We start from the raw sequence: 16542 nt of genomic DNA on the forward strand, positions 1-16542 counted from the left end.
TCTATTCAACCGGGGGGGGGGGGGGGGGGCGCCCCCGCCGCCTCGTCCGCTTGGCGGGGGCGCCCCCCCCGGCACGGGGGGGCCCCCCCACTGTTCTGTTGGTCTCGCGCTGACACCGGCTCGGCTAGTGTCACTCTCGTCTCCCTGCCCCACGATCAGTCCCTGCCTAGGTGAGCACCACACATGAACGAAAAAGTGAGATTCCCGAGCGTCGTCGGCCCCGAACTGGCCGGGGTGATCGACCTGCCGGAGGGCGAGATCCGAGGTTGGGGGCTCTTCGCACATGGATTCACCCTGGGCAAGGAATCGCCGGCTGCCTCGCGCGTCAGCAAGCAGCTGGCTCGCGAGGGGATCGGCATGCTGCGCTTCGACAATCTCGGGATCGGGGACTCCGAGGGCGACTGGGGGGACGGTTCCTTCACCGTCAAGGTGCAGGACACTGTCCGTGCCGCGGCCTTCATGGCGGAGCGAGGGACTCCGGTGGATTTGCTGGTGGGGCACTCGTGGGGAGGCGCCGCCGCGATCGCAGCTGCGGGCGAGATCGTCGGCCTCCGCGCGCTGGCCACGATTGCGGCGCCGGTCGATCCCAGTCACGTCGAGCGCCAGTACGACTCGGTCCTGGATCGCGTCCTCAGTGACGGGGCGCACGAGTGGTTCGTCGGCGGGAGGACTCTGGTTCTCAAGCGCGCCTTCGTCGAGGACGTGCGCCGGGCTCACCTGCGCGACCGGATCGGCGAGGTGGACCTTCCGCTCCTCGTGGCGCATTCGCCCACCGACTCCACCGTCGACATCTCCAATGCCGCGGAGATCTTCCAGGAGGCACGGCACCCGCGAAGCTTCATCTCGCTCGAAGGCGCGGACCATCTGTTGACCGCGCGAGGGCAGGCGCAGCGGGCCGCTCACATCATCAGCGCCTGGGCCGACCAGTACCTCGACGAGCCACGGCCCCAATAAGCGGCATCTCGGGCGATCCAATTCACGTCCGACGCGCCCGGGGTCTGTCCGGGACACGTCCCGGACATGTCCCGGACAGGATCGGTCTTGAGCGGCTCCTCGGCGGCCGAGAAGAGTGGCGTTCTGTCAGGCCCCGGCATCACCGGGCGCCACTCTCGACAGAGGAGCTTTCATGCGTATCCGTATGCTCGCAGCGGCAGGATTTCTCGCCGGCACCGCGCTGACCGCGACCGCGGTGGCCCCCGCTCAGGCGGCGCCCACCCAGCCTGCGCCCGTCCAGGCGGCCGCCACCAAGGCGGCGGCCGGCTGGGACATGTCGATCGGCGGGCCCATCAGGAGCTGTGCGTCCGCCAGTTGCGGTGTCGTCTACAACACGTCGTACGGGCAGGACGTCTACTGGAACTACAGCCAGGTCAACCCCGCGGGCAACCGCTGGTACCACGTGACGTCCCCCGCCACCGGCTGGATCTACTGCGCGAACATCAGCGCTCCCTGCTGATCGCACAGCCTCGGCTCACGGGGCTGCCCACCGGTCGGTTCGCTCCCACGGGCGCCACCACGAGCGACGGCGATGACGAGCGTCAGGAGCGCGTACCGGTGGGTGTTCCCTGGTGTCCGGGCTAGGACCTCGGGGCCAGCCTGGGGCTAGCGCGGCTCGGGGGTCCGCTGCGCGCGCCGCGCGTAGGCGCGGGCCGCGCGGGCGCGGTCTCCGCAGCGGGTTGAGCACCAGTGGCGGCGGCCGTGGCGCAGCAGGTAGCGGTTACAGGGAGGGGAGCCGCAGGCGGTGAGGCGTTCGGCGTCGGGGCCTGTGAGCAGGGCGGCGGCGTCGGCGGCGAGGGTCGCCAGGGCGTGCTCGACGATCTGCGTCGTGGGGTGGGACGCCGCGCGGTACATGCCGCCGCGGGCCGGATCCCAGTGCAGCAGGGAGGCCGCGGGCGCCCTGGTCAGGGCCTCGTTGAGGGCGGCGAGCGCGCTCGCCGGGGGTGGGCAGCCGTCGAGCCGGGCGGCGAGCAGGGACCGGATCTGTTCCCGTAGGGTGCGCAGCTGCGCCGTGCACATCTCCTGCAGGCCCGCGTCGGCCGGGGCCAGGTCGCGTTCGGTGAGCCACCGGTTGGTGGCCTCCGGGGTGCCTAGGAAGTCGGTGAACTGACCGCCGGGCAGGGCGATGGCGCTGTTGGCGAAGTCGAGTGCGGGGTACTGCTCCGCTCCCGGCGCGGGCGGCGGCGCCAGCTCGGCGGGCAGTGGCGCCAACTCGGCGGGCTCGGCAGTCTCGGCCAGCTCCGCGGGCTCGGCGGGCAGGATCTCGTTCATCTTTCTCATGGTACGCATTGCCTTCATCCGTGAGAAACGGCTACGGTTTCTCACGGATAGAGTAATCCCCTTCCGTGAGGTGTGTGTCCTCCATGTCTTCCATGTCCTCCACGGCCGCTTCCGGCACGGCCGACGAGCAAGTCCCCGTACGCGTCTTCGGCGGCCCGACCGCCCTCTTCGAGTACGGCGGTCTGAGGTTCCTCACCGACCCCACCTTCGACGCGCCCGGCGAGTACCCGGCCCCCGGTGGCCCCGGCCTGACCAAGACCGCGCCCGCTTCGGTCCCCCTCTCCGCTCTCGGCCCCGTCGACGTGGTCCTGCTCTCGCACGACGAGCACCCCGACAACCTCGACGCCTCCGGCCGCGCCCTGCTCGCCGACGTACCGCTCACCCTCACCACGCCCGGCGGCGGACGCCGCCTGCGCGACAGCCTCGGGGACAAGGTGAAGGGGCTCCACGACTGGGAGTCCGTCGAGCTCGACCGGCCCGGCGGCGGACGCGTGACCGTGACGGGCGTGCCCGCCGTGCACGGTCCCGGCAGGCGCGAGGACGTCGAACCGATCACCGGCGAGGTCGTCGGCTTCGTCCTGACCGGTGACGGCCTGCCCACGGTCTACGTCAGCGGCGACAACGCCTCGCTCACGGCGGTAGAGGAGACGGCCGCACGGTTCGGGCCGGTGGACACCGCCGTCCTCTTCGCCGGCGCACCGCGCTTCCCCTTCCTCTTCGACGGCGCACCGATCGTCCTCGACAGCACCCAGGCCGCCGAGGCCGCGAAGATCCTCGGAGCGCGCCGGGTCGTCCCCGTCCACTTCGACAGCTGGGCCCACTTCACCGAGGGCCGCACCGAGTTGGTCGTCGCCTTCACCGCCGCGGGTCTCGCCGAACGTCTGCAGCTCGACTGACGGCCCTCGCAGGGAGGAGCTCAGCTCCTCAGGAAGCGGATCGACGGGCGGCTGTCCGGGCCGCCGTCGTCCACCCTCGTCACCACCGCCCGTACCCCGTACACCTTCGCGATCAGCTCCTCCGTGATCACCTCGGACGGTGTGCCCGACGCGTGGGCCACGCCTTCGCGCAGGACCAGCACGTGGTCGCAGAACATGGCGGCCAGGTTCAGGTCGTGCAGGGCGATCACGCTGGTCAGGGGGAGGTCGGCCACCAGGGACAGGATGTCCAGCTGATGTTGGATGTCCAGGTGGTTGGTCGGTTCGTCCAGGAGGAGTTCCTGGGGGGCCTGGGCCAATGCCCTGGCTATCTGGACCCGTTGGCGTTCGCCGCCGGAGAGGGTGTGCCAGGACTGGCCTGCCCGGTCGGAAAGGCCTGTGCGGGTCAGGGCCTCGCGAACCGCCTCGTCGTCCTGGGGAGTCGAGGGGGACCACGGCCTGCGGTGCGGGATGCGGCCCAGGCGTACGACGTCCTCGACCGACAACTCGACCTGCGTGGTGGCGTCCTGGTCCACCACCGCCACCCTGCGTGCCACCGTGCGGCGGCCCACGTCCCGCAGCGGACGGCCGTCCAGCGTGACCGCTCCCGATGCCGGGGCCAGGACGCCCGCCAGGATGCGCAGGAGGGTGGACTTGCCCGAGCCGTTGGGGCCGAGCAGGCCGACCGTGGCTCCGGGGGGCGGCGCCAGGGTCACTCCGTCGATGATGAGGTGGCCGCCCGCCGTTCTGGTCACCCGGTCGGCCCGCAGGCCGGGGGCAGCAGCGTGCGGGATCACACCGTCGGTCATGTCGTCGGTCACGTCGTCTTTCGCGTGCGGTAGAGGACCAGGACGAATGCCGGGACGCCGATCAGGGACGTCACCACGCCCACCGGGACCTCCTGCGGGTCCAGGACCGTACGGGCCAGCGTGTCCACCCACACCAGGAACACCGCGCCCGCGAGCGCCGTGACCGGGAGCAGGCGCGCGTGCCCCGAGCCGACCAGGGCGCGGGCCGCGTGCGGCAGGACCAGGCCCACGAAGCCGATGGCGCCCGCGCTGCTGACCAGCGCCGCCGTGAGGAGGGCCGTGACGGAGAGCAGCAGGAGGCGGGTGCGGGCCACGTGGACTCCCAGCGTCGCCGCCGCGTCCTGGCCGAACACGAACGCGTCCAGGGTGCGGGCATGCGCCAGGCAGATGACGAGCGCGACGAGAAGGATCGCCCCGCACAGCCAGACGTCCGTCCAGCCGACGCCGCTCAACGAACCGAGCAGCCAGAACAGGACACCCCGTGTCGTCTCCGCATCGCCCGCAGTCAGGATCACGAACGAGGTGAGCGCGGAGAAGAGTTGCATCGCCGCAACGCCGGAAAGCACCACCCTGTCGGCGCTCCCGCCCAGGGTGTGGCTGAGCAGCAGCACGAGGGCGAACGAGCAGAGGGCCCCCACGAAGGCACCCGCCGAGATCGACACCACTCCCCCGCCGACTCCGAGTACGACGATCGCGACCGCCCCCGTGGAAGCGCCCGAGGAGACGCCGAGCACGAAGGGGTCGGCGAGCGGGTTGCGCAGGAGGGACTGGAGGACCGTTCCGCACACCGCGAGGCCCGCGCCGCAGACCGCCGCGAGGAGCGTGCGCGGCATGCGCAGGTTCCAGACGATGCCGTCCCGGATGGGCGTCAGCTTCGCCTCGCCCCAGCCGAGGTGGGCCGCCACCGCCGACCACACGTCCGGTACGGAGATGTCGGCGGGGCCGATCGTGACGGCCACCGCCACGGAGAGTGCGAGGGCGGCGAGCCCCGTCGTCCAGAGCAGGATCTGGCGCAGGCCGCCCGCGACGCCGACACCGGAACCGATACGGGCACGGGCACGGGCGCCGACACCGGCACCAGCACCAGCACCAGCACCAGCACCGGCGCCTCCCCTCACTTGTCGAGCCCGAACTCGCGCAACGCGTCGGCGACTTGTTCCACACCGTCCACCGTGCGGATCGTCGGGTTCATGGCCTGGCCGCTCAGCAGCACGTACCGCTTCTTCTTCACGGCGGTCAGGTTCTTGGTGACCGGATTGGACTCCAGGAACTCGATCTTCTTCTTCGCGCTCTCGGCCGTCTGCGACTTGCGGGTGAGGTCGCCGATGACCAGGGCGTCCGGGTCGCGGTCCGCCACCGTCTCCCAGTTGATCTGGGGCCACTCCTCGCGGGTGTCGTCGAAGACGTTCTTCACGCCGAGCTCGCGGGTGATGATGCCCGGCGCTCCGCAGCAACCCGCGATGTAGGGGGCGTCGGAGTTGGCGAACCAGTAGAGGAGCGAAGTATCGGACGCGTCGATCTTCTTCGTGGCCTTCGCCACCCGGCCCTTGAGCTCCGCGACCAGGCGCTCGCCGCGCTTCTGGACCCCGAAGGCCCTGGCCAGGTCCCGCACCTCGCCGTACACCGTGTCCATGGTCAGCGTCTTGACCCGCTTGCCGTCACCGTCGCCGCTGTTGTCCTTGCCCGCGCAGTCGGACGGCGAGACATAGGCGGGTACGCCGAGTTCCGCGAACTTGGCGCGGTCGGCGACGCCGCCCTTGCTGACCGTCGCGAGGAAGGACGCGGTGACGAAGTCCGGCTCCTTGGCGAGGACCTTCTCGAAGGAGGGGTAGCTGTCGGCGATCCGGGGCACCTTGGCGTTGTCCTTCGCCAGGCCCTTGAGCACCGGGTCCGTCCAGGTCCCGGTGCCGACCATGCGGTCCGCGAGACCGAGGGAGAGCAGGATCTCGGTGGAGCCCTGGTCGAGGGAGACCGCCCGCTGCGGCGGCGCCTTGATCTCCGCCTTCTTGCCGCAGGAGGTCAGGGTCAGTGGATAGCCGTCGGCCTTCTTGCCCGCGGTGGACGTGGCGGAGGGGTCCGGCGAGCCGCCGCAGGAGGTCAGGGTGACGACCAGGGCCGCGCTGAGGAGGACGGGCGTACGTACGCGACGGGCTGTGCTGCGAAGGACGGGTAGAAGAACGGGTATACGTACGCGACGGGCTGTGGAGGACACACGATCCCTTGAGTCTCACGGCTCATACGCGGAGCCTGGCCTGCTTCGTCACCTCCGCCGCTCGGTGCGCGGGCGAAGGCGCCAGCAGGTCTTCGGACTCGGGGATCGGCCGGCCGGGGCGCCTTCCCAGGCGTCCGTGGACGCCCAGTGGCCGTGGCCCCGCCCGTTCCCCCTCACCGCTGCGCGTCAGTTCCGGATTCGCACCGGATTCCCTGGCCCTGGTGTGGGTCGACTGGCGTCCGCAAGCTATCACGCGAGGTCAGGACGCCCCTCAGAACGCCTGGTCAGGACGCCTGGCCAGAACCTCTGGTCAGGACGCCCCGTCGGGCCTCGGTGCGCCGCGGTAGGTGCCGAAGGACCACTTGTTGCCCTCGGGGTCGGCGATCGCGAACTCCCGGCTGCCGTACGGCTGGTCCTCGATCTCACGGATGATCTTGACTCCGGCGGCGCTGAGCCGCTCGTAGAGGTCGTCGACGTGGTCGGTGACGACGTACGCGCCGAAGGTGCCCGGCTTCAGGCACCAGTCCTGGGACTTCTCGTCGTACGAGCCCAGCATGACGGCGCCGCCCTCGGGCCAGTCGAGCTCGGCGTGGGCCACGCGGTCGCCGTCCTTGTAGACGGCGGTACGCAGGAAGCCGACCGTGCCGACCAGGAAGTCGATCAGGGCGGGGGCGTCGTTCGCCTGGAGCGACGGCCAGACATCGGGGGCGCGCCCGGCGGAGGCGGACTGAGGCTCAGGCTGCTGCTTCTCGTTGGTGTCCATGCGTCCTACTCTTCGCCCCCGCCATGGCTCCCGGCTTGGATATTCCGGCACTCTTCGGCCAGCCAGCCGCTGGGACTCACCCCGGTGTACTGCCGGAAGTCCCGCACCAGGTGGGAGTGGTCGTAGTAGCCGCAGTCGGCGGCGACGCGGGCCAGGTCGGGGGCGCCGCCCGACGCGACAGGGCGTACGACGGCGTTGCGGGCGCGCTGGAAGCGCATCAGGCGGCCCGCCTGCTTGGGGCTCAGGCCCGTCTCCGCGCGAAAGAGCGTGGTCAGGCGGCGTTCGCTGAGCGCCACGTGCCGGGAGAGGCCGCGCAGGGTGCCGACGCCCCGGTGCCGGGCAAGCCAGGCCCAGGCTTCGGCGACCTCGGGCCGTACGACTCCGTCCACGTCGGCGTCTGCGTCGGCCACGCGCTGCCGCAGGTAGCCGGACAGGGAGGCGAATCGCTCCTCCCAGTTGCCCTGCTCGCACAGCAGCTCCCGTACGTCGACGGCGCGGCGCCCCATCACCTCCGCGCCGGACGTCACCAGCTCGCCGGTCAGCGCCGAGGCCGGTACGCCGAACAGGGCGCGGGCGGCGAGCGGATGCACGGCGAGCTGGATGCCCGCCTCGTGCTCGGGCCTGGCGATGTATGCCGGGGACTGGTGCAGGCCGCCCAGGACGATGTCCGTGCGGATGGCGTCGGGGCCGACCGCCTGCTCGGGACTGAGGCCGGTGGCGACGGGGCCGTCCAGCGAGAAGATCAGCGTCAGATATGGGGACGGCAGGCCGCGGTGCAGGCCGGGCCGCTCCCCCGCCGTGCGGTAGCCGACGGCGGACACCACCATGTCGTCGAGCCGCGGAGCGGCCCGTACGAACTCACGGGAGACGGTCTCCATGCTCACCAGTATGCGATGAGCGCCGCTCCGGAGCAGCCCCGAACGCCTTTGGGCGTCCGATGCCACTACCCGCCCACGGCCCTCTCATGCCCGTTCCGTCCGGTGATGTCGATCATGGGAATCCGCTGCCCCACCCCATACGATGACCCGCCGCTCCGGACGGGGCGCAGACCGCTCTCAGGGGGCACAGAACCATGGCAGTAAAGGCAAAGGGCAAGCTGGCCGTACTCGGCACGGCGGGCGCGCTCACCGCGGCCGTTCTCGCGGGGACGGCTCTCTGGCCGAGCACGGACGCGACGGCCGCCGACGCCTCGGCGAGAACCGCCGCGAAGAGCTCCAAGGCCACGGCCGAGCTGAAGCACTGGCCCAAGCCGGTCGCGAAGAAGCTGGGCAAGGTCATCGCGAAGAACGAGCACAAGGGCGCGTACGCCGTCTTCGACGCGGACAACACGACGTACCGCAACGACCTGGAGGAGTCCCTCCTGCCCTTCCTGGAGATGAAGGGGGTCCTCACCCGCAAGTCGATGGACCCGTCGCTGAAGATCATCCCGTTCAAGGACACGGCGAAGCACAAGGAGAGCCTCTACAGCTACTACCTCCGGCTCTGCGACATCGACGACCAGGTCTCCTATCCGTGGGCCGCTCAGATCTTCTCCGGTTTCACGCTCAAGGAGCTCAAGGGGTACGTCGACGAGCTCCTCGCCTATGACAAGCCCATCCCCGCCGAGTACTACGCGGACGGGAAGCTGACGAAGACCGAGGTCAAGAAGCCCGAGTTCTTCACCGGCATGAAGGAGCTCTACAACTCGCTGCAAGGGCACGGCATCGAGGTGTACGTCGTCAGCGCGGCCAGCGAGGACCTGGTGCGGATGGTCCTGGCCGACCCCAAGTACGGCTACAACGTGAAGCCCGAGAACGTCATCGGCGTAGGCCTGCAGCTCAAGGACCGCAAGACCGGCGAGCTCACCAGCTCCCGCAAGGAGATCGCGGAGGGCCGCTTCGACGAGAAGAAGCTCGCCAAGCGCGAGCTGACGCCGAACCTGTGGGCGCCGCTGACCTGGTACCAGGGCAAGCCCGCGGCCATCAGCACGTACATCGACGAGTGGAAGAAGCCCATCCTCGCGGCGGGCGACACCCCGGTGAGCGACGGCCCGATGCTGTTCCACTCGGCGGACGTGGCGCACGGCGGGGCGCGGGTCTGGGTCAACCGCAAGGACTCGTACATGAAGCAGTTGAACGAGATGAAGCAGAAGAACGCCGACCGGCAGCGGGAGCTCGGCCAGAAGGTGACCGCGGACAAGCGGTGGCTGACGGTGGTCCCGGACGAGATCCGCTAGTTGTCGCCCACCAGTGGCCCAAGGGACGTCCAGCCGCCCCGGGTACCTCTGAGTCGCTTCCGCCGGGTGGTGCGGGTGGTGCCGTGCTGCCCGCCCGGCGGAAGCGTCGTACCGGGCGACCCCGGCGCATAGAACACCTGCCGGAGCACCGTCGCCCGGCTCAAGCGCCCCCGCCCTCAGGATCCTCGGCGTTCACCACCCCCGAGGCGATCGCCTCCGTCAGCGCCGCGTGGTCCTGGGCGTTCTGCACGGCATAGCGCAGCGCGAAGTCCGCGATCGCCCGGTCGAACGTGTCGGAGCCGCCCAGGTAGGCGGCTATGGCCACGCGGTCGCCGGAGCGGGCGTGGGCGCGGGCCAGGGCCGTGCCGCAGAGCCGGGCGTAGGAGCGCAGCTCCGTGGCGGACATGGCCTCGACGTCCGCCGAGCCCTTCATGTCGCGGAGCTGGCGCCAGTAGTAGGAGCGGCCCTGGGGGCCCGTCATCCAGCCGAGGAAGATGTCGCTCGCCGCCTGGAGCAGGCGCTGGCCCGCGACCACGCGGTGGCCGGGGTGGGCGTACGGTCCTGCCGGCAGGTGCTCTTCGAGTACCGAGCGGCCCGCCTCCTTGATCTGCAGGAAGAGCGGGTCGTCGGCGTCGCGCCCGGCCAGGAGCACGATGAAGCAGCGGGTGCCGACGCTGCCCACTCCCACCACTTTCCGTGCCGCGTCCACGAAGTGGTAGCGGTCGAGGAGGAGTCGGCGCTCCTCGGAGAGCGTGGAGCGGTAGTCGCCGAAGATCTTGCGTACGGCCGCGAGGTCCGGGGCGCCCGCCGGTTCGAGGAGCGGCGGGTCGTGGATGATGCGGCGGATGCCGGGAGCTCCGTCGACCTTCTCCGTCAGCTTACCGAGCGCCTGCAGGCTCGTGCGGCGGCGTGCCCGGTCGAGGGTGGTCGCCGCGCGCTCGCGGTGGCGGCCCGAGCGGATGAGGGGCAACAGGTCCTGGGCGTCCGTCCGTTCGTACCAGACCGCCAGTTCGCCGAGTCCCGCAAGGCGTCTCATCGATGTGCGGTACGCCGCCACCGCCGCGAGGCATGCCTCGCGCGTCCCGCGCTCCGGGTGGCCGTTGCCGCCGGCCGCCACGGCGATGCTCGCGGCCAGGCGTTTGACGTCCCACTCGAAGGGCCCTGGGCAGGTCTCGTCGAAGTCGTCGAGGTCGAAGAGCAGGGTGCGTTCCGGGGACGCGAACAGGCCGAAGTTCAACAGGTGGGCGTCGCCGCAGAGTTGGACCATGAGTCCGGTCTGCCACTGGACGGCGAGATCCCCCGCCATGACGGCGGCGGCGCCCCGCAGGAAGGAGAAAGGTGAGGCGGCCATGCGGGCGTACCGGATGGGGAGCAGCTCCTGGACGCGGTCCGCGCCCTGCCGCTCGAGGACGCTCACCGGGTCGGCGCGATCCGCGGAGGGTATCCAGGCTCCGTGCGAGGAACGGGAGGCATGCTTGCGGGCAGCCCTGCCCTGCCGGGCACGCTCGTCCGGGGTGGTCATCGCCCCTGGCCCCTCTCCGTCGGCAGCTCCAGGCAACAGCCTCCTCTCCACAGCAGCCAATGCCGCCACGGACGCGTACGCATGCCGGGTACGGCGAACGGGTGACCCTGCCGAGGGGCGGGGACCCTTGGGCCCCCGCCCGTAGGCGTCCGTGCGCGTGCTTACGCGTCCGTGCGACAGCTCAGCGGCTGTAGCGCATCAGGGCGCGCACCATGTGGCAGGTGATGTCCGACGGCGGATGGATTCCCACTTCCTCCGCCATGCTCCGGATCCGGGTGTTGTTCGCTTGGTTCGCCAGATAGACGCCCGAGTCGAGGAGGGCTATCGCCAGACGCATGGCCTTCAGGCGTCGGTTGTGCGTGATGTACCACTCGCGCGGCCGTCCGGCCGGGAGCGGTCGCTTCTCCAGTGGTAGGTACGTCGGGTCGATGATCACGGGCCGGGAAGCGTTGCGCTTCGACTTCGATGTGAGTGCGGCAGCGGGCACAGGCATCCTCCTGTCGCGGTCAGGAACCCCCGTCGGGAACCCTCGAACACTGCTTCAATTCTACTGCCGGGCACTGACAATCGCCGCTGGCCAGACGGGCTTTGAGGGGGTGTGACGGGTGGGGCGGAGGTAGCGTGTGCGGCATGGAGATCTGGATCAATCCCGCCTGCTCGAAATGCCGCAGCGCGCTCACGCTGCTCGACGCGGAGGGCGCCGATTACACCGTCCGCCGCTACCTCGACGACGTACCCACCGAGGACGAGATCCGCGCAGTCCTCGAGCGGCTCGGCCTGGAGCCGTGGGACATCACGCGCACCCAGGAGGACGCCGCCAAGGAGCTGAACCTGAAGGACCGCGAGGCCTGGCCGCGCGACGAATCGGGCCGCGACCGCTGGATCACGGCGCTCGCCGAGCACCCCAAGCTGATCCAGCGGCCCATCATCACCGCCGACGACGGCACAGCGGTGGTGGGGCGCACGGAGGAGGCGGTACGGGACGCGCTGTCCCGCTAGTCGCCCGCGCACCGCCGACGGAGCCCTGAGCCCTCAGCCGAGGAACTCGGCCACCCTGCGGTTGAGTTCGGCGGGCTCGGTGTGCGGCAGCGCATGATGGCTGACGCCCGGCAGTACGCCTGTGCGCACGTCGGGGAGCAGCTCGGCGGCACGGGCGGCCACCTTGCCCGCGTCGTGCGTGCGGCCGCTTCCGGCGAGCTGGACGAGGACGGGCAGCCGCAGGGCGCGCAGCGCGTCCGGCGCCGGACGCGGTCCGGTGACCGGCTTCGCCGCGGGGAACTCGGCGGCGTACTCCTGGAGTCGGAGCCAGTCGGCGTCCAGTGCGGCGCCTGAGGTCTCCCAGGCGAGGAACGCGCGCGTGCGCCGGGCGGAGGGGCGAAGCAGCGTCGGCAGCGCGTGCAGCAGATAGCCCGGCCGGAATCCGGCGAAGCACTGGGTCGGGTCGACGAGGACCAGGCGCCGGACGCGGTGGGGTGCGTGCAGGGCGTAGTGGAGCGCGATCCAGCCGCCGTACGAGTGTCCGACCAGGTCGACCGTCCCGTCTGCCCCGAGCCCGTCGAGGAGCGCGTCGAGCCAGCCCGTCAGATCGGCCACGGACCGGATCGGCCGGCCTGCGTCGGGCACGCTCCGCCCCGCTTCACCGATGAGGTCGACGGCGTACACGCGCCGCGTACGTGCCCACTCGGCGACGTTCCCGAACCAGCTCCCGGCGGTCGCGCCACCGCCCGGAAGCAGCACAAGAGGCGGGGCGTCGGGCGGGCCGCACACCGCGGCGTACGTATCGCCGAAGGGGGTGGGGACCGTGCGGTGCTCCGTCCCCTCCGGCCACTTCGCGAGCACCTTGTCGTACGCGGTGAAGAACGCCTCGGTCGTCATAGGGCCCCGCCTCCGTAGGTCGGGCCCAGTCTCTCGCGCTCCGGCGCGGACATGACAGCGGCCGGAGGTGAGTTCTGGTGAGCGCCGGCGAGTAGCCGACGCAGATGACCCCTGCCCCGACACAGATGACCCCTGACCGATGAGCCATATCCGGCGAACCGTTACATATGCCTCCATAGCGTTGAGCACTCCACACGCCGCCGACCGGACGACGGATCCGGGGAACGGAAAGGAGTGCGCCGTGCGGAGCCTGAAGTTTCGAGGCGTATACGGCACCATCCTCGCGAGCGCGCTGATCGCGGCACTGCACTCGGAGAAGCAGGCCTACACGCCGTACTACGACGCGGCCTGGATCATGGTCACCGCGGGCACCGCGGCCCTCGCGCACGGATACGCGCACCACATGTCCACGCACCGGCCTGGATCGGGCCTGCACAGGTGGCGGCAACTGGCCTGTGAGCTCATGGACGAGTGGCCGGTGATCGTCGCCTGCTGGCCCACCGTGGCGCTGCTCGTGCTCGCCGGGATCTTCGACTGGTCCGAGGCGCCCGTCACCTGCTCCGCGCTCCTCATGAACGCGGCGCTCCTGCTCGCCCTGGGCACCTTCGCCGCGCTCCGTGCGGGCTATCGGCGGCGTTCGGCCGTGCTGCTCGGCACGGCGGACGCGACGATCGGGCTGCTCATCGCGGCGGCCAACGCCGTCATCAAGTGACGTGCGTGGCGCGGGGAGTGAAATGAAGGAGTGAAGTGAGCCACATCCACCGCAGGTAACACCGGGTTCACATTCGAGCAATGGACGGGAAATCGCCCGTTGGCATGCTCCCCGGCATCACCACGGCACCGCAGCACCCGCACGTTCTGCGCCGTACCGAGCATTTTAAGGATGGCCCCGTGACCTTCAAGGCTGAGTACATCTGGATCGACGGCACCGCGCCGACCGCCAAGCTCCGTTCGAAGACGAAGATCATGACGGACGGCGCGGAGCTCCCCACCTGGGGCTTCGACGGATCCAGCACCAATCAGGCCAAGGGTCACGCATCCGACCGCGTGCTCAAGCCGGTCTTCACCTGCCCCGACCCGATCCGCGGCGGCGACGACGTACTCGTGCTGTGCGAGGTCCTCAACACGGACATGACGCCGCACGAGTCCAACACCCGCGCCGCGCTCGCCGAGATCGAGGAGCGGTTCGCCTCGCAGGAGCCGATCTTCGGCATCGAGCAGGAGTACACCTTCTTCGAGGGCGACCGCCCGCTCGGCTTCCCCGTCGGCGGCTTCCCGGCCGCGCAGGGCGGCTACTACTGCGGCGTCGGCTCGGACGAGATCTTCGGCCGTGACGTCGTCGAGGCGCACCTGGAGAACTGCCTCAAGGCGGGCCTCGGCATCTCCGGCATCAACGCCGAGGTCATGCCGGGACAGTGGGAGTTCCAGGTCGGCCCGCTGGCGCCGCTCGAGGTCTCCGACCAGCTGTGGATCGCCCGCTGGCTGCTCTACCGCACCGCCGAGGACTTCAAGGTGTCGGCCACGCTCGACCCGAAGCCGGTGAAGGGTGACTGGAACGGCGCGGGCGCGCACACGAACTTCTCGACGCGGTCGATGCGCGAGGGCTACGCGCCGATCATCACCGCCTGCGAGTCCCTCGGCGAGGGCTCCAAGCCGCTCGACCACGTCAAGAACTACGGCGCGGGCATCGACGACCGCCTGACCGGTCTGCACGAGACCGCCCCGTGGGACGAGTACAAGTACGGCGTCTCCGACCGCGGCGCCTCGGTCCGTATCCCGTGGCAGGTCGAGGTGGAGCAGAAGGGCTACATCGAGGACCGCCGCCCGAACGCGAACGTCGACCCGTACGTCGTGACGCGGCTGCTCGTCGACACGTGCTGCACCGCCCTGGAGAAGGCCGGTCAGGTCTGATCGCGTGCCTCTGTACGTTCCTGAAGGGGGTGCCCGCCGAATCGGTGGGCGCCCCCTTCAGCACGGCCCGGAGGGGCTGATTCAGGCCACGGATTCGCCAAGGAGCCGTATCAGCGTGCGAGAGGGAACGACCACTGCCCCTCTCATCTGCTTCAATGGGGTCATGGGCAGCTACGGGAACATCGCGACGGGTCGGCACCACGACCTCGAGCCGTTCTGGCCTTCCCGTCAGCACCATGATTTCGACCGGGTGTGTTGCCGCGCGAGTAACGCGCAGGCCCTCTAAAGCCGTTCACCCGGCCTTCGCCTGACGCGCACGACGTACGTACGTCCTCGTTGACTGACGACTCCTCCGCGCGAAAGAGCTGACTTTCATGGCGAACTCCCGTTCCTTCTCGGCGTCCACCGCCACCGCCACCGCAACCGCCACGCCGCTGCCCAGCCCCAGCCCCGCCCGGGGCCGCCTGCGGGCCGTCGCGCCGGACGAGGTGGCGCAGATCACCGACTTCCTGCCGCCGGGCGCGACCTGGCTGCCCGCGCCCCAGCACACGCTGCCGACGCTGCCGGGCCAGCCGCCGATGATCGGCTACCTAGTACTCGTACCGGCCGGGCAGGAGCCTGTCGGCACAGCCACCGAGCCCGAGCCGCTGCGGGCGGCCGGCCAGGCGCAGGCTTCCGCAGGGCCCGTGTGGATCGACACCGTGCAGCGTGCGGCGCAGGTCGACGGGCAGCAGCTCGACCTCACCTATCTGGAGTTCGAGCTGCTCGCGCATCTCGTCGCCCATCCCCACCGGGTGCACACGCGCGACCAGTTGGTGACCACCGTGTGGGGGTACGGGCATGTGGGCGACGGGCGCACCGTCGACGTCCACATCGCGCGGCTGCGGCGCAAGCTGGGTGCCGACCACCGTCAGACGATCCAGACGGTGCGGCGGGTCGGCTACAAGTACGCACCGCCGACATCCCGCTGACCTCCGGTTTCTTGGACCTTCGGGTTCCCGGTGGGGCCGGGCTCTGCCACCAGCAGAAACCGGTTCCCCGGACCGGGCGGGGCGTGCAGAGTCGTCGGCATGAGACTTCTGATGCTGGGTGGTACGGAGTTCGTGGGTCGGGCCGTCGTCGAGGCGGCCCTTGCGCGTGGCTGGGAGGTGACGGTCTTCCATCGGGGGCGCCATGAGGCACCCGCCGGTGCGGTGTCGCTGCTCGGTGACCGTACGGCGCAGGGCGGCCTTGACGCGCTCGCCGCCCACGACGGGGACTGGGACCTGGTCGTCGACACCTGGTCGGGGGCGCCGAGTGCCGTGCGCGATGCGGCGCGGCTGCTCGCGGGGCGGGCCGGGCGGTACGTGTATGTGTCGAGCGTCTCCGTGTACCAGTGGCCGATAGCGGCGGGGTCCGACGAGAGCCACCCCGTCGTCGAGGGAGATCCCGACGCGGACGCGGTGGCGTACGCGGAGGACAAGCGGGGCGGGGAGCTCGCGGTCCTCGCGGAGTTCGGGGCCGAGCGCACGGTGCTCGCCCGTGCGGGGCTGATCCTCGGTCCGTACGAGAACATCGGGCGGCTGCCGTGGTGGCTGAACCGGGTCGCCCGTGGCGGTCCCGTACTGGCCCCGGGGCCAAGGGAGTTGGGCCTCCAGTACATCGACGCGCGGGACCTCGCGGAGTGGGTTCTCGACGCGGCCCTCGCGGGTCTGCACGGCCCGTACAACGTCGTCTCCCCCATCGCGCACACCACGATGGAGGAGCTCCTGGAGGCCTGCCTCGCGGTGGCCGGTGCGGCCGACGCCGAACTGCGCTGGACCGACCCCTCGGTGATCGCCGAGCACGGCATCGAGCCGTGGATGGAACTCCCGGTGTGGGCACCGCCCGGGGAATTGCACGACTCCATGCACCGCACGTCGACGGAGAAGGCGGTGGCCGCGGGGCTCCGGGCGCGGCCCGTCGCGGAGACGGTCGCGGACACGTGGGCCTGGCTCCGTTCGATCGGCGGCCAGGCCCCGCAGCGCCCCGACCGCCCGGTGGTGGGCCTGCCCCCGGAGAAGGAAAC

General features: G+C 70.7%; 18 protein-coding genes and 1 riboswitch. Of the genes, 9 read left to right on the plus strand and 9 right to left on the minus strand.

Annotated elements, in window-relative coordinates; translation table 11 throughout:
- Nucleotides 1-183 precede the first annotated feature (183 nt).
- Both ACFQ7F_RS31985 and ACFQ7F_RS31990 read left to right on the plus strand, forming a co-directional pair.
- Nucleotides 184-954 (plus strand): alpha/beta hydrolase family protein, encoded by a 771-nt coding sequence (locus ACFQ7F_RS31985; protein ID WP_383277945.1) that lies wholly within the window; start codon nucleotides 184-186, stop codon nucleotides 952-954.
- A gap of 172 nt (nucleotides 955-1126) precedes the next feature.
- Nucleotides 1127-1453, plus strand: coding sequence for a hypothetical protein (locus ACFQ7F_RS31990; RefSeq protein WP_383277947.1), 327 nt, complete (start codon nucleotides 1127-1129; stop codon nucleotides 1451-1453).
- A gap of 146 nt (nucleotides 1454-1599) precedes the next feature.
- On the opposite strand, the gene ACFQ7F_RS31995 is transcribed toward ACFQ7F_RS31990, so the two are convergent.
- Nucleotides 1600-2265 (minus strand): CGNR zinc finger domain-containing protein, encoded by a 666-nt coding sequence (locus ACFQ7F_RS31995; protein WP_383277950.1) that lies wholly within the window; start codon nucleotides 2263-2265, stop codon nucleotides 1600-1602.
- A 92-nt stretch (nucleotides 2266-2357) separates the two neighbouring features.
- On the opposite strand from ACFQ7F_RS31995, the gene ACFQ7F_RS32000 reads away from it, so the two are divergent.
- Entirely contained in the window at nucleotides 2358-3170 is an 813-nt protein-coding gene (locus ACFQ7F_RS32000; RefSeq protein WP_383277953.1) for an MBL fold metallo-hydrolase, read from the plus strand.
- A gap of 20 nt (nucleotides 3171-3190) precedes the next feature.
- On the opposite strand, the gene ACFQ7F_RS32005 is transcribed toward ACFQ7F_RS32000, so the two are convergent.
- The 5 genes from ACFQ7F_RS32005 to ACFQ7F_RS32025 all read right to left on the minus strand — a co-directional run bounded on the left by ACFQ7F_RS32005 (nucleotide 3191) and on the right by ACFQ7F_RS32025 (nucleotide 7850).
- The gene (locus tag ACFQ7F_RS32005) at nucleotides 3191-3997 is read right to left on the minus strand and encodes an ABC transporter ATP-binding protein (protein ID WP_383277986.1); all 807 of its coding nucleotides are present in this window, start codon (nucleotides 3995-3997) and stop codon (nucleotides 3191-3193) included.
- A gap of 8 nt (nucleotides 3998-4005) precedes the next feature.
- On the minus strand, nucleotides 4006-5043 hold the full coding sequence (locus tag ACFQ7F_RS32010; protein ID WP_383277988.1) for a FecCD family ABC transporter permease: 1038 nt from the start codon (nucleotides 5041-5043) through the stop codon (nucleotides 4006-4008).
- 68 nt (nucleotides 5044-5111) lie between these two features.
- Complete coding sequence (locus tag ACFQ7F_RS32015; RefSeq protein ID WP_383277991.1) at nucleotides 5112-6182, minus strand: ABC transporter substrate-binding protein; 1071 nt, start codon at nucleotides 6180-6182, stop codon at nucleotides 5112-5114.
- Between the two features lie 92 nt (nucleotides 6183-6274).
- A riboswitch (cobalamin riboswitch) is annotated at nucleotides 6275-6461 on the minus strand.
- A 58-nt stretch (nucleotides 6462-6519) separates the two neighbouring features.
- A complete protein-coding gene (locus tag ACFQ7F_RS32020; RefSeq protein ID WP_383277956.1) occupies nucleotides 6520-6972 on the minus strand; it encodes a VOC family protein in 453 nt (150 codons plus the stop codon).
- A gap of 5 nt (nucleotides 6973-6977) precedes the next feature.
- On the minus strand, nucleotides 6978-7850 hold the full coding sequence (locus tag ACFQ7F_RS32025) for a helix-turn-helix domain-containing protein (RefSeq protein ID WP_383277959.1): 873 nt from the start codon (nucleotides 7848-7850) through the stop codon (nucleotides 6978-6980).
- A 194-nt stretch (nucleotides 7851-8044) separates the two neighbouring features.
- On the opposite strand from ACFQ7F_RS32025, the gene ACFQ7F_RS32030 reads away from it, so the two are divergent.
- The gene (locus ACFQ7F_RS32030) at nucleotides 8045-9187 is read left to right on the plus strand and encodes a haloacid dehalogenase-like hydrolase (protein ID WP_383277962.1); all 1143 of its coding nucleotides are present in this window, start codon (nucleotides 8045-8047) and stop codon (nucleotides 9185-9187) included.
- Between the two features lie 160 nt (nucleotides 9188-9347).
- On the opposite strand, the gene ACFQ7F_RS32035 is transcribed toward ACFQ7F_RS32030, so the two are convergent.
- Together ACFQ7F_RS32035 and ACFQ7F_RS32040 are read right to left on the minus strand one after the other, a co-directional pair.
- On the minus strand, nucleotides 9348-10709 hold the full coding sequence (locus ACFQ7F_RS32035) for a DUF2252 domain-containing protein (protein WP_383277965.1): 1362 nt from the start codon (nucleotides 10707-10709) through the stop codon (nucleotides 9348-9350).
- Nucleotides 10710-10890: 181 nt separating this feature from the next.
- A complete protein-coding gene (locus ACFQ7F_RS32040; protein WP_383277968.1) occupies nucleotides 10891-11196 on the minus strand; it encodes a hypothetical protein in 306 nt (101 codons plus the stop codon).
- 143 nt (nucleotides 11197-11339) lie between these two features.
- Here ACFQ7F_RS32040 and ACFQ7F_RS32045 point away from each other — a divergent pair, with 143 nt between their 5' ends.
- Entirely contained in the window at nucleotides 11340-11708 is a 369-nt protein-coding gene (locus ACFQ7F_RS32045; protein WP_383277970.1) for an arsenate reductase family protein, read from the plus strand.
- Between the two features lie 33 nt (nucleotides 11709-11741).
- Here ACFQ7F_RS32045 and ACFQ7F_RS32050 read toward each other — a convergent pair whose 3' ends face one another.
- Nucleotides 11742-12584, minus strand: coding sequence for an alpha/beta fold hydrolase (locus tag ACFQ7F_RS32050; RefSeq protein ID WP_383277973.1), 843 nt, complete (start codon nucleotides 12582-12584; stop codon nucleotides 11742-11744).
- A 241-nt stretch (nucleotides 12585-12825) separates the two neighbouring features.
- Between ACFQ7F_RS32050 and ACFQ7F_RS32055 the strand changes: the two genes are divergently transcribed.
- From ACFQ7F_RS32055 to ACFQ7F_RS32070, 4 genes are all read left to right on the plus strand, one after another.
- Nucleotides 12826-13296, plus strand: a complete 471-nt coding sequence (locus tag ACFQ7F_RS32055) for a hypothetical protein (RefSeq protein WP_383277976.1) — start codon at nucleotides 12826-12828, stop codon at nucleotides 13294-13296.
- Nucleotides 13297-13475: 179 nt separating this feature from the next.
- A complete protein-coding gene (glnII, locus tag ACFQ7F_RS32060) occupies nucleotides 13476-14495 on the plus strand; it encodes a glutamine synthetase (protein ID WP_383277979.1) in 1020 nt (339 codons plus the stop codon).
- Between the two features lie 374 nt (nucleotides 14496-14869).
- A complete protein-coding gene (locus ACFQ7F_RS32065) occupies nucleotides 14870-15466 on the plus strand; it encodes a winged helix-turn-helix domain-containing protein (RefSeq protein WP_383277981.1) in 597 nt (198 codons plus the stop codon).
- A 99-nt stretch (nucleotides 15467-15565) separates the two neighbouring features.
- Nucleotides 15566-16542 (plus strand): NAD-dependent epimerase/dehydratase family protein (locus tag ACFQ7F_RS32070; RefSeq protein WP_383277983.1); only part of this gene is annotated, 977 nt, incomplete at its 3' end.

It is taken from the genome of Streptomyces sp. NPDC056486 (assembly GCF_042795295.1).
Lineage (GTDB): Bacteria > Actinomycetota > Actinomycetes > Streptomycetales > Streptomycetaceae > Streptomyces.

Coding starts and splice junctions, on each gene's coding strand:
- ACFQ7F_RS31985 (WP_383277945.1), top strand. CDS start 184: ATGAACGAAAAAGTGAGATTCCCGAGCGTCGTCGGCCCCGAACTGGCC.
- ACFQ7F_RS31990 (WP_383277947.1), top strand. CDS start 1,127: ATGCGTATCCGTATGCTCGCAGCGGCAGGATTTCTCGCCGGCACCGCG.
- ACFQ7F_RS31995 (WP_383277950.1), bottom strand. CDS start 2,265: ATGAACGAGATCCTGCCCGCCGAGCCCGCGGAGCTGGCCGAGACTGCC.
- ACFQ7F_RS32000 (WP_383277953.1), top strand. CDS start 2,358: ATGTCTTCCATGTCCTCCACGGCCGCTTCCGGCACGGCCGACGAGCAA.
- ACFQ7F_RS32005 (WP_383277986.1), bottom strand. CDS start 3,997: ATGACCGACGGTGTGATCCCGCACGCTGCTGCCCCCGGCCTGCGGGCC.
- ACFQ7F_RS32020 (WP_383277956.1), bottom strand. CDS start 6,972: ATGGACACCAACGAGAAGCAGCAGCCTGAGCCTCAGTCCGCCTCCGCC.
- ACFQ7F_RS32025 (WP_383277959.1), bottom strand. CDS start 7,850: ATGGAGACCGTCTCCCGTGAGTTCGTACGGGCCGCTCCGCGGCTCGAC.
- ACFQ7F_RS32030 (WP_383277962.1), top strand. CDS start 8,045: ATGGCAGTAAAGGCAAAGGGCAAGCTGGCCGTACTCGGCACGGCGGGC.
- ACFQ7F_RS32035 (WP_383277965.1), bottom strand. CDS start 10,709: ATGACCACCCCGGACGAGCGTGCCCGGCAGGGCAGGGCTGCCCGCAAG.
- ACFQ7F_RS32045 (WP_383277970.1), top strand. CDS start 11,340: ATGGAGATCTGGATCAATCCCGCCTGCTCGAAATGCCGCAGCGCGCTC.
- ACFQ7F_RS32050 (WP_383277973.1), bottom strand. CDS start 12,584: ATGACGACCGAGGCGTTCTTCACCGCGTACGACAAGGTGCTCGCGAAG.
- ACFQ7F_RS32065 (WP_383277981.1), top strand. CDS start 14,870: ATGGCGAACTCCCGTTCCTTCTCGGCGTCCACCGCCACCGCCACCGCA.